Origin of the sequence: Pseudomonas sp. B14-6 (genome assembly GCF_013260315.1) — a bacterium.
Classification (GTDB): domain Bacteria; phylum Pseudomonadota; class Gammaproteobacteria; order Pseudomonadales; family Pseudomonadaceae; genus Aquipseudomonas; species Aquipseudomonas mandelii.
On record NZ_CP053929.1, the window covers coordinates 626,489 to 638,021 of the forward strand.

Below are 11,533 nucleotides of genomic sequence, written 5' to 3' on the forward strand. Positions count from 1 at the left end.
GAACAATGAGCGACGCCCCGGTCATCGGCCATTACCTCGACGGTCACGTGCAAGACAGCGGTAGCGAGCGGTTCAGCAATGTCTTCAACCCGGCGACCGGCGAGGTACAAGCGCGTGTCGGGCTGGCCAGTTCGAAGACCGTGGACGATGCCGTTGCCTCGGCCCTGAAAGCATTCCCGGCCTGGTCCGAGCAATCGTCTTTGCGCCGTTCGCGGGTGATGTTCAAGTTCAAGGAATTGCTCGACCGTCATCACGACGAACTGGCCGAAATCATCAGCCGCGAACACGGCAAGGTGTTCTCCGACGCCAAGGGCGAAGTCACCCGTGGCATCGAGATCGTCGAATACGCCTGTGGCGCGCCGAGCCTGCTGAAAACCGAATTCAGCGACAACATCGGCGGCGGCATCGACAATTGGAACCTGCGCCAGCCGCTGGGCGTGTGCGCCGGTGTCACGCCGTTCAACTTCCCGGTGATGGTGCCACTGTGGATGATCCCGCTGGCGCTGGTTACCGGTAACTGCTTCATTCTCAAACCCTCCGAACGCGACCCATCCGCCAGTTTGCTGATGGCCCGTTTGCTGACCGAAGCCGGTTTGCCGGACGGCGTGTTCAACGTGGTTCAGGGCGACAAGACAGCGGTCGATGCGCTGCTGCAACACCCGGACATCGAGGCGATTTCCTTTGTCGGCTCGACGCCGATTGCCGAGTACATCCACCAGCAAGCCACCTCGCGCGGCAAGCGGGTGCAGGCGCTGGGCGGGGCGAAAAATCATATGATCGTCATGCCCGACGCGGATCTGGATCAGGCCGCAGACGCCTTGATCGGCGCGGCTTACGGATCGGCCGGCGAGCGCTGCATGGCGATCTCGATTGCTGTGGCGGTGGGCGATGTTGCAGACCAACTGATTGCCAAACTGCTGCCGCGCATCGATCAACTCAAGGTCGGCAACGGCATGCAGGGCGACAGCGACATGGGGCCGTTGGTGACGGCCGAACACAAGGCCAAGGTCGAAGGCTTTATCGACCAGGGCGTGGCGCAAGGCGCGCAGCTGATTGTCGATGGTCGTGGGTTCAAGGTGCCGGGGGCGGAGAACGGCTTCTTCGTCGGCTCGACGTTGTTCGATCACGTCACTACCGAGATGAGCATTTATCAGCAGGAAATCTTCGGGCCGGTCTTGGGCATCGTCCGCGTCCCGGATTTCGCCAGTGCCGTGGCGTTGATCAACGCCCACGAATTCGGCAACGGCGTGTCATGTTTCACCAGCGACGGCGGCATCGCCCGGGCGTTTGCACGCACTATCAAGGTCGGTATGGTCGGCATCAACGTGCCGATTCCTGTGCCCATGGCCTGGCACTCGTTTGGCGGCTGGAAACGCTCGCTGTTCGGCGACCATCACGCCTATGGCGAAGAAGGCATCCGTTTCTACAGCCGCTACAAAAGCGTGATGCAACGCTGGCCGGACAGCATCGCCAAGGGCCCTGAATTCAGCATGCCGACAGCCAAGTGATTCACCTGTGCGGAGAATAACAATAATGAGCAAACCCCTGCGTTTCGCCCTGAACCGTATGGTCGCCCCACGTTTGTCCCTGCCCGCGTTCATCGACCTGGCGGTGGCCCTCAAGGCTGACGCCATCGAGATTCGCAATGACCTCAAGGGTGTCGAGATAGAAGACGGCACCGCGCCCGAGCGCGTCCGTGAGTTGTGCGCGGCCCAAGGCATCAGCGTGCTGTCGATCAACGCGCTGTACCCGTTTGATGTGTGGAATGACGAGCGCCGGACGCTGGCCTTGAAACTGGCGGCTTATGCTCGTGATTGCGGCGCGCAGGGGTTGGTCATGTGCCCGCTGAATGATCGCGCGGATACTCGTAGCGAAGCCGAGCGCGCTTCAGGGTTGCGCACCGCCTTGAGTGAACTGGCGCCGATCCTGCGCGATCACGGCATTCTCGGTTTCATCGAGCCGTTGGGTTTCGAAGAATGCTCGCTGCGGCTTAAACGCACGGCGGTGGAAGCGATCAAGGTTGTCGGTGGGCTGGATGTGTTCCGGCTCGTCCACGACACCTTTCACCATCACCTTGCCGGCGAGTCCGAGTTTTTCCCCGAACTGACCGGGCTGGTGCACATCTCCGGCGTCGAGGATGCCGAGGCGCCGTTGGCGACGATCCGCGACGGCCATCGCGTGCTGGTGGGCGAGGGCGACATTCTTGGCAATGCCGCACAAATCGACACCTTGCTCAGCGGCGGTTACAGCGGCTACCTGTCATTCGAACCGTTTGCCGACAGCGTCCACGGCCTGGCCAACATCGAGCAGGCCATTGGAGCAAGCATGAATCACCTACAAAAATCCCAAGGCTAATGAAGAACCCCTGTAGGAGTGAGCCTGCTCGCGATTGCGCAGTGTCAGGCAGCATCAATGTCGACGGACACTGCGCAATCGCGAGCAGGCTCACTCCTACAAGTTTTCTGCGTGTATTGAAGGATCAGTTATGACCACAACAAGACTGACCATGGCCCAGGCCCTGGTGAAATTCCTCGATAACCAGTACATCGAGGTCGACGGGGTCCAGAGCAAATTCATCGCCGGGATCTTTACCATTTTCGGCCACGGCAACGTGCTGGGCCTGGGGCAAGCCCTGGAGCAGGACAGCGGTGACCTGATCGTTCATCAAGGCCGCAACGAACAAGGCATGGCCCACGCCGCCATCGGTTTCGCCAAGCAACACTTGCGGCGCAAAATCTACGCCTGTACCTCATCCGTCGGCCCAGGCGCTGCGAACATGCTGACCGCCGCCGCGACGGCCACCGCCAACCGTATTCCCTTGCTGCTGTTGCCCGGCGACGTCTACGCCTGCCGCCAGCCGGACCCGGTGTTGCAGCAAATCGAACAGTTCCACGACCTGAGCATCAGCACCAACGATGCATTCAAGGCCGTGAGCAAATACTGGGACCGCATCAACCGCCCCGAGCAGTTGATGACCGCGGCGATCCACGCCATGCGGGTGCTCACCGACCCTGCCGAAACCGGCGCGGTGACCCTGGCCTTGCCGCAAGACGTGCAAGGCGAGGCCTACGACTATCCCGATTACTTCCTGCAAAAACGCGTGCACCGCATCGAACGTCGTCCGGCCACCGACGCGATGCTGGGTGATGCGCTGGCGCTGTTCAAAGGCAAGCGCAAACCGCTGATCATTTGCGGTGGCGGGGTCAAATACTCCGGGGCCAACGCGGCGTTACAGGCGTTTGCCGAGCGCTTCGACATCCCCTTCGCCGAAACCCAGGCCGGCAAGAGCGCGGTGGTGTCCAGCCATCCGCTGAACGTCGGCGGGATTGGCGAAACCGGGTGCCTGGCGGCGAACCTGTTGGCAAAAGACGCCGATCTGATCATCGGTATCGGCACCCGCTACAGCGATTTCACCACCGCGTCGAAGTCCCTGTTCCAGCATCCGGACGTGCAGTTTCTCAACCTCAACATCAGCCCGTGCGATGCCCTGAAACTGGATGGCGTGCAACTGCTGGCGGATGCGAAAACCGGTTTGCTGGCGCTGGCCGAAGCACTGGGCGATTACCGTTCCAGCTGGGGCGATCAACCGCGTCAGGCCAAGGTGCAACTGGACGAAGAGGTCGATCGGCTCTTTCAGATCGAGTACCAGACTCAAGACTTCTCCCCAGAAATCAACGACCACATGGACCCGGCGGTCCTGCGCGAATTCATCGAGCTGACCGGCTCGTGCCTGACCCAGAGCCGCGTGCTCGGCGTGCTCAACGAAACCCTCGACGATGACGCCGTGATCGTCGCCGCCGCCGGCAGTCTGCCCGGTGACTTGCAGCGCAGCTGGCGCAGCAAGGGCGTGAACACCTATCACGTCGAATACGGTTATTCGTGTATGGGTTACGAGGTCAACGCCGCACTGGGCGTGAAGCTCGCCGAGCCTGAGCGTGAGGTGTATGCGCTGGTCGGCGACGGCTCTTACATGATGCTGCACTCGGAGCTGGCGACCTCAATCCAGGAGCGCCGCAAGATCAACGTGGTGCTGCTCGACAACATGACCTTCGGCTGCATCAACAACTTGCAGATGGGCAACGGCATGGACAGCTTCGGCACCGAGTTCCGTTTCCGCAACCCGGACACCGGCAAACTCGATGGCGGCTTCGTGCCGGTGGATTTCGCCATGAGCGCGGCGGCCTATGGCTGCAAGACTTACAAAGTGAACACCGCTGACGAGCTGAAAGCCGCGCTGGCGGATGCGCGTTTGCAGACCGTGTCGACGCTGATCGACATCAAGGTCCTGCCCAAGACCATGATTCATGGCTACCTGTCGTGGTGGCGGGTCGGCGTGGCGCAAGTCTCCACCAGCGCCCGCACCAACGCGGTGGCCAAGACCCTCAATGAACGACTGGCCAAGGCCCGTCAGTACTGATTGCCCTGAATCGAACAATAAGGAGTCCTTACATGTCATTAAAGTTAGGCGTCATCGGCACCGGGGCCATCGGCCAGGACCACATTCGTCGTTGCAGCCAGACCTTGCTCAACAGCCAGGTGGTCGCCGTCACCGACATCAATTTGCAGCAAGCGGCCAAGGTCGTGTCCGACCTGAATCTGACCGCCGAGGTCTACCCCGACGGGCTGGCGCTGATCAACGCGCCAGAAGTCGAAGCGATCCTCGTCACCTCTTGGGGCCCGAGCCACGAAGCGTTTGTGCTGGCGGCGATTGCGGCGGGTAAACCGGTGTTCTGCGAGAAGCCCCTGGCCGTCACCGCCGAAGGCTGTCGCAACATCGTCGAGGCCGAAGTGGCCCACGGCAAGCGCCTGGTGCAGGTCGGTTTCATGCGGCCGTATGACGAAGGCTACCGTGCACTCAAAGCGGTGATCGACAGCGGTCAGATCGGTGAACCGTTGATGCTCCATTGCGCGCACCGCAACCCGACCGTGGGCGAGAACTACAAGACCGACATGGCCATCACCGATACGCTGATTCACGAACTCGACGTGCTGCGCTGGTTGCTCGATGACGATTACGTGTCCGTGCAAGTGGTGTTCCCACGCAAGAGCAGCAAGGCCCTCGCGCATTTGAAAGACCCGCAAATCGTCCTGCTGGAGACTGCCAAGGGCACACGCATCGACGTCGAAGTGTTCGTCAACTGCCAGTACGGCTACGACATCCAGTGCGAAGTGGTGGGGGAGACCGGCATCGCCAAACTGCCGGAGCCTTCGCAGGTTCAACTGCGCAGTGGCGCGAAGTTGTCGAACGCGATTTTGATGGACTGGAAGGATCGCTTCATTGCGGCCTATGACGTGGAGTTGCAGGCCTTCATCAATGGCGTGCGAGCGGGGCAGGTCGGTGGCCCGTCAGCATGGGATGGCTTCGCCGCTGCCGTCGCAGCAGATGCCTGCATCGAAGCACAAAACAGCGGAGCGATCGTCAACGTCACACTCCCTGACCGCCCCCGTTTCTACGGTTGAGCACCGTCCCCTGTGGGAGCGAGCCTGCTCGCGATAGCGCCAGCACATTCAACATTAATGTCGGCTGACACTCCGCTATCGCGAGCAGGCTAGCTCCCACAGGGGGCGTGTATATCCGGCAGCTATTTATAAGGAGAACATTTTCATGCGCATCGGACTTGTCGGTTACGGCCATGGCGGCCGGTTTTTCCATGCTCCGCTGATCAGCAGCCTGCCGGCGGCTACGTTCGTGGGCGTGGTCACCCGTTCCCCGGAACGCCGACAATTGCTGGCGGCCGAACACCCCGGTGTACCGGCCTTCGACAGCATCGGCCAATTGGTCGAAGCCGGGATCGATGTGCTGGTGGTATCGACGCCGCTCAAGGGGCGCCCGGCGCTGGTGCTCGACGGCATCGAACACGGCGTGGCGGTGGTTAGCGACAAGCCGTTTGCCGCCGATGCGCAGCAAGCGCAAACCCTGATCACCATGGCCGAGCGCCAGGGCGTGCGGCTCAGCGTCTACCAGAACCGTCGCTGGGACTCGGACTTCCTCACCGTGCGCAAACTCATCGAGTCCGGCGCTCTGGGCCGTGTCACCCGTTTCGAGTCGCGGATCGAGCGTTACTCGCCGCAATCGGTGAACAACAGCAGTGGCGGCGGCTTCCTGCGCGATTTGGGCAGCCACCTGGTGGATCAGGCGTTGCTGCTGTTCGGCCCGGTGACCCGGGTGTACGCCGAACTGGATTACCGGGAAAAAGACCAGGCCTTCGACAACGGCTTCTTTGTGTCCCTGACCCACGCCAACGGAGTGATCTCGCACCTGGGCGGCAGTTGCCTGCAAAACACCCCCGGCCCGCGTTTTCGCGTGACCGGCACTCAAGGTTGTTACAGCGTCGATGGCCTGGACGGGCAGGAAGCTTCAGCGCTCGCCGGGCTATCGCCGAAATCCGAGGGTGAGCGCTGGGGCGGGGAAGAGCATCGCCGCTGGGGCTGGTTTGAACAGGGCGAAGTGCGTGAGCGGGTGCCGTCGGAACGCGGATGCTGGAATCAGTTCTATTTGCAGCTACAAACCGCGTTACAGAGCGGTGGCCCACTGCCTGTCGAAGCCCGTGATGCACTGGCGACCACCCGCGTTCTAGACGCTGCGCGCTTGAGTTTCGAACGGCGTCAGGTCGTGGAATTGAGCCCGTTTGAGAGCCATGGAACAAAATCAGAATAAAATTCTAAAATGAGTTGATATAGAAATAATATTCCAATAAAGTCATTTCCAGCGAATTGCCTCTCGCTCGTTTTCACAGCTTTTCCCGCTTGCCTGCTTACTGAAAATCGTCACGCCTCATCCATAAAACCAACAAGAATGTGGAGAAAGACTTTTCATGAAGACCAAGATCCGTTTTGCCTCACTGGCCTTGTCCCTGATGTTCGCCAGTGGCGCTGCACTCGCCGACATGAAGATCGGCGTCAGCATGTCCCAGTTCGATGACACCTGGCTGACCTACCTGCGCGAATCCATGGACAAGAAAGCCAAGTCCTACCCCGACGGCGTGCAGCTGCAATTCGAAGATGCGCGCAGCGACGTGGTCAAGCAGTTGAGCCAGGTCGAAAGCTTCATCAGCCAGAAAGTCGATGCCATCGTGGTCAACCCGGTGGACACCGCCGCCACCAAGAAAATCACCGAAGCCGCCGTCAAGGCCGGCATCCCGCTGGTCTACGTCAACCGTCGTCCCGATGACCTGAAACTGCCCAAAGGCGTGGTCACTGTGGCCTCCAACGACCTGGAAGCCGGTGAAATGCAGATGCAATACCTGGCCGACAAAATGGGCGGCAAGGGCGACATCGTGATTTTGCTGGGCGACCTCGCGAACAACTCCACCACCAACCGCACCAAGGGCGTGAAAGAGGTGCTGGCCAAATACCCGAACATCAAGATCGAGCAAGAACAGACCGGCACCTGGCTGCGGGATAAAGGCATGACCCTGGTCAACGACTGGCTGACCCAGGGCCGCAAGTTCGATGCAGTGGTGGCTAACAACGACGAAATGGCCATTGGTGCCGCGATGGCCCTGCAACAGGCCGGCGTCGACAAGGGCAGTGTGCTGATCGCGGGTGTCGACGGGACGCCGGACGGCTTGAACGCAATCAAGAAAGGCAGTCTGGCGGTCTCGGTGTTCCAGGATGCGAAAGGTCAGGCCGACGGCTCTATCGACACGGCAGTGAAAATGGCCAAAAACGAGCCGGTTGAACAGGCCGTGTGGGTGCCATACCGCTTGATCACGCCGCAAAACGTCGACACGTTCAAATAGCCCGTCCGCCCCATAACAACAATAAGCACGCAAGGTTGCCACCGCGACCTTGCTGATGGAGTACCTGATCATGTTCGCTTCAGCGACTGCTTCGAGCACCCCGTTGGTGGGTATCCAGCCAACCGCAACACCTGTCGATGAGCCGTACCTGCTGGAGATCATCAACGTCAGCAAGGGTTTTCCCGGTGTGGTGGCGTTGTCGGACGTGCAGCTGCGGGTGCGCCCCGGTTCTGTCCTGGCGCTGATGGGCGAGAACGGCGCGGGCAAATCCACCCTGATGAAAATCATCGCCGGCATCTACCAGCCGGACGCCGGCGAGTTGCGCCTTCGCGGCCAACCAGTGGTGTTCGATACGCCGCTGGCCGCGCTGCAGGCCGGGATCGCAATGATCCACCAGGAACTCAACCTGATGCCGCACATGAGCATCGCCGAGAACATCTGGATCGGCCGCGAGCAGCTCAACAGCCTGCACATGATCGACCACCGCGAAATGCACCGCTGCACTGCGAAACTGCTCGAACGCCTGCGGATCAACCTCGACCCGGAGGAGCAGGTCGGCAACCTGAGCATCGCCGAGCGGCAGATGGTCGAGATCGCCAAGGCGGTGTCCTACGATTCCGACATCCTGATCATGGACGAACCGACCTCGGCCATCACCGACAAGGAAGTCGCCCACCTGTTCTCGATCATTGCCGACCTCAAGAGCCAGGGCAAAGGCATCATCTACATCACCCACAAAATGAACGAAGTGTTCGAGATCGCCGATGAAGTAGCGGTGTTCCGCGACGGCGCCTACATCGGCTTGCAACGGGCTGACAGCATGGACGGCGACAGCCTGATTTCTATGATGGTCGGCCGCGAGCTGAGTCAGCTGTTCCCTGTGCGCGAAAAACCGATTGGCGATCTGCTGCTGTCGGTGCGCGACCTCAAGCTCGACGGCATTTTCAAAGGGGTGTCCTTCGACCTGCATGCGGGCGAGATCCTCGGCATCGCCGGGCTGATGGGCTCAGGCCGCACCAACGTTGCCGAAGCGATTTTTGGCATCACTCCGAGCGACGGTGGCGAGATTCGTCTCGACGGCCAGGTGGTGCGCATCAGCGATCCGCACATGGCGATCGAGAAGGGCTTCGCCTTGCTGACCGAGGATCGCAAGCTCAGCGGCCTGTTCCCGTGCCTGTCGGTGCTGGAGAACATGGAAATGGCGGTGCTGCCGCATTATGCCGGGCACGGGTTCATCCAGCAGAAAGCCCTGCGGGTCTTGTGCGAAGACATGTGCAAGAAGCTGCGGGTGAAAACCCCGTCGCTTGAGCAGTGCATCGACACCTTGTCCGGCGGCAACCAACAGAAAGCCTTGCTGGCGCGCTGGCTGATGACCAATCCACGCATCCTGATCCTCGACGAACCGACTCGTGGCATCGATGTCGGCGCCAAGGCCGAGATCTACCGGCTGATCTCCTACCTCGCCAGCGAAGGCATGGCGGTGATCATGATTTCCTCGGAGCTGCCGGAAGTGCTCGGCATGAGCGACCGGGTGATGGTCATGCACGAGGGCGACCTGATGGGCACCCTCGACCGCAGCGAAGCGACCCAGGAACGAGTCATGCAACTGGCCTCGGGCATGTCCGTACGCCATTGAGTCAAGGGCAAACAGAGTCCAAAGGTGAGCAGAGTCCAGAGGTGAACCGGGATTCTGTGGCGAGGGAGCTTGCTCCCGCTGGGCTGCGAAGCGGCCCCAATGTCTCGAACATACCGTAGAACTGGCGAGCGCTGCGCACTCGAGCGGGAGCAAGCTCCCTCGCCACAGGTATGTAGTCGATGCCGGAATTCATTAGAAGGGTGAATGGTTATGAACGCGATACTGGAAAACAAGCCAGCAACGGCACCGGTCAAGAGTCGTCGGCGCTTTCCGACCGAGTTGAGTATCTTCCTGGTGCTGATTGGCATCGGCCTGGTCTTCGAAGTCTTTGGCTGGATCGTGCGCGACCAGAGCTTCCTGATGAACTCCCAGCGCCTGGTGCTGATGATCCTGCAAGTGTCGATCATCGGCCTGCTGGCGATTGGCGTGACCCAGGTGATCATCACCACCGGGATCGACCTGTCCTCCGGTTCGGTGCTGGCGCTGTCAGCGATGATCGCTGCGAGTCTGGCCCAGACCTCGGATTTCGCCCGGGCGGTGTTTCCGTCGCTGACCGACTTGCCCGTGTGGATTCCGGTGATCGCCGGGCTCGGCGTCGGGCTGCTGGCGGGCGCGATCAATGGCAGCATCATTGCCATCACCGGGATTCCGCCGTTTATTGCCACCCTCGGCATGATGGTCTCGGCGCGTGGCCTGGCGCGTTATTACACCGAAGGCCAGCCGGTGAGCATGCTCTCGGATTCCTACACGGCCATCGGTCATGGCGCCATGCCGGTGATCATTTTCCTGGTGGTGGCGGTGATCTTTCACATCGCCCTGCGCTACACCAAGTACGGCAAGTACACCTACGCCATCGGCGGCAACATGCAGGCGGCGCGCACTTCGGGGATCAACGTCAAGCGTCATCTGGTGATCGTCTACAGTATCGCCGGGTTGCTGGCGGGCCTGGCGGGCGTGGTGGCTTCGGCGCGTGCCGCGACCGGGCAGGCGGGGATGGGCATGTCTTATGAGCTGGACGCGATTGCCGCGGCGGTCATTGGCGGCACCAGCCTGGCCGGTGGCGTCGGGCGCATTACCGGCACCGTGATCGGTGCCTTGATTCTCGGAGTGATGGCCAGTGGGTTTACCTTTGTCGGTGTTGATGCGTATATTCAGGACATCATCAAGGGACTGATTATTGTGGTGGCGGTGGTGATCGACCAATACCGCAACAAGCGTAAACTCAAGCGCTGAGTCGTAGAACCGACAGCCAATGCGCCACGCCTGACCCGCGTGGCGCAACCATTTGTCTTCTCTATACAGCCGCTCGATTGAATTTCTTGCTATAAACGCACTCCGATAACCACCGCAGAGGCTGCCATAGAGCACTTTCCGGGCTTTGTCGGACAAATTCGCTGTCTTTTCAGTTGCTGAGGCCTCAAGTCGGCCTTAGACTGCCGGCCCTCGTAAATTGAGTGCCGGGTGGCGCTTGGAATAAACGGCGCCTTTCCGATGGCCAGACCTGGTTCACCGGAACGCTCCCTAATTCGCCTTAATGCACGTTTTTTTATAGAGATATCAATGACAAAGGACAAGTTGCTGGCCATGCCGGCGGATGACTACATGAATGCCGAGCAACATGCTTTTTTCTATGAGCTGTTGCAGAACATGAAAGTCGAAACCCATGAGCGCATCGAACAGAACCGCATCGCCATCGAGAGCCTGGACACTCCAGCCGATCCGGCCGACGCTGCTTCTGTCGAAGAAGAGCGCACCTGGCTGGTGAACGCGATCGATCGCGACCAGCGCATGCTGCCTCAGTTGGAACAGGCTCTGGAACGCATCAAAGAAGACAGCTTCGGCTGGTGCGACGACAGCGGCGAGGCCATCGGCCTGAAACGCCTGCTGATCAGCCCGACCACCAAATACTGCATCGAAGCTCAAGAGCGTCACGAACAGATCGACAAGCACCAGCGTCAGGCCTGATTTCGTAGCGCCCCGCATCGCGGGCAAGCCCGCTCCCACGGTTCACGATGAACCTGCAGGAGTGAGGCTTGCCCGCGATGCTTTTTGCCGTCTGCGAAAACCTCAGGCACTTCTATTGATCTGCTGCAACGCCCACTACTAATGGACCATAGATAATGGCCTTGTGGTGGCGTTTAATGCATGCACAACA

9 protein-coding genes are annotated in these 11,533 nt (G+C 60.4%); all 9 read left to right on the plus strand.

Translation table 11 applies throughout. The features are described 5' to 3' along the window. The first annotated feature begins 5 nt into the window (after window positions 1–5). The 9 genes from HP062_RS02930 to HP062_RS02970 all read left to right on the plus strand — a co-directional run bounded on the left by HP062_RS02930 (window position 6) and on the right by HP062_RS02970 (window position 11,343). Window positions 6–1,508, plus strand: coding sequence for a CoA-acylating methylmalonate-semialdehyde dehydrogenase (locus tag HP062_RS02930; protein WP_172790793.1), 1,503 nt, complete (start codon window positions 6–8; stop codon window positions 1,506–1,508). 25 nt (window positions 1,509–1,533) lie between these two features. Continuing rightward, entirely contained in the window at window positions 1,534–2,355 is an 822-nt protein-coding gene (locus tag HP062_RS02935; protein ID WP_172790794.1) for a TIM barrel protein, read from the plus strand. 130 nt (window positions 2,356–2,485) lie between these two features. Beyond that, complete coding sequence (iolD, locus tag HP062_RS02940; RefSeq protein ID WP_010459624.1) at window positions 2,486–4,417, plus strand: 3D-(3,5/4)-trihydroxycyclohexane-1,2-dione acylhydrolase (decyclizing); 1,932 nt, start codon at window positions 2,486–2,488, stop codon at window positions 4,415–4,417. A 32-nt stretch (window positions 4,418–4,449) separates the two neighbouring features. Continuing rightward, complete coding sequence (locus HP062_RS02945) at window positions 4,450–5,460, plus strand: Gfo/Idh/MocA family protein (protein WP_172790795.1); 1,011 nt, start codon at window positions 4,450–4,452, stop codon at window positions 5,458–5,460. Window positions 5,461–5,605: 145 nt separating this feature from the next. Further along, on the plus strand, window positions 5,606–6,658 hold the full coding sequence (locus HP062_RS02950; protein ID WP_169857943.1) for a Gfo/Idh/MocA family protein: 1,053 nt from the start codon (window positions 5,606–5,608) through the stop codon (window positions 6,656–6,658). 157 nt (window positions 6,659–6,815) lie between these two features. Then, complete coding sequence (locus tag HP062_RS02955) at window positions 6,816–7,742, plus strand: sugar ABC transporter substrate-binding protein (RefSeq protein ID WP_010459630.1); 927 nt, start codon at window positions 6,816–6,818, stop codon at window positions 7,740–7,742. A gap of 70 nt (window positions 7,743–7,812) precedes the next feature. Continuing rightward, the gene (locus HP062_RS02960; RefSeq protein WP_010459632.1) at window positions 7,813–9,378 is read left to right on the plus strand and encodes a sugar ABC transporter ATP-binding protein; all 1,566 of its coding nucleotides are present in this window, start codon (window positions 7,813–7,815) and stop codon (window positions 9,376–9,378) included. A gap of 210 nt (window positions 9,379–9,588) precedes the next feature. Next, window positions 9,589–10,611 (plus strand): ABC transporter permease, encoded by a 1,023-nt coding sequence (locus HP062_RS02965; RefSeq protein ID WP_008153855.1) that lies wholly within the window; start codon window positions 9,589–9,591, stop codon window positions 10,609–10,611. Window positions 10,612–10,938: 327 nt separating this feature from the next. Beyond that, on the plus strand, window positions 10,939–11,343 hold the full coding sequence (locus HP062_RS02970; protein WP_010459637.1) for a TraR/DksA family transcriptional regulator: 405 nt from the start codon (window positions 10,939–10,941) through the stop codon (window positions 11,341–11,343). Window positions 11,344–11,533 lie beyond the last annotated feature (190 nt).

Bases quoted from the DNA above. Each gene is read 5' to 3' on its own strand.
- HP062_RS02930 (WP_172790793.1), top strand. From the start codon at position 6: ATGAGCGACGCCCCGGTCATCGGCCATTACCTCGACGGTCACGTGCAA.
- HP062_RS02935 (WP_172790794.1), top strand. From the start codon at position 1,534: ATGAGCAAACCCCTGCGTTTCGCCCTGAACCGTATGGTCGCCCCACGT.
- iolD (WP_010459624.1), top strand. From the start codon at position 2,486: ATGACCACAACAAGACTGACCATGGCCCAGGCCCTGGTGAAATTCCTC.
- HP062_RS02945 (WP_172790795.1), top strand. From the start codon at position 4,450: ATGTCATTAAAGTTAGGCGTCATCGGCACCGGGGCCATCGGCCAGGAC.
- HP062_RS02950 (WP_169857943.1), top strand. From the start codon at position 5,606: ATGCGCATCGGACTTGTCGGTTACGGCCATGGCGGCCGGTTTTTCCAT.
- HP062_RS02955 (WP_010459630.1), top strand. From the start codon at position 6,816: ATGAAGACCAAGATCCGTTTTGCCTCACTGGCCTTGTCCCTGATGTTC.
- HP062_RS02960 (WP_010459632.1), top strand. From the start codon at position 7,813: ATGTTCGCTTCAGCGACTGCTTCGAGCACCCCGTTGGTGGGTATCCAG.
- HP062_RS02965 (WP_008153855.1), top strand. From the start codon at position 9,589: ATGAACGCGATACTGGAAAACAAGCCAGCAACGGCACCGGTCAAGAGT.
- HP062_RS02970 (WP_010459637.1), top strand. From the start codon at position 10,939: ATGACAAAGGACAAGTTGCTGGCCATGCCGGCGGATGACTACATGAAT.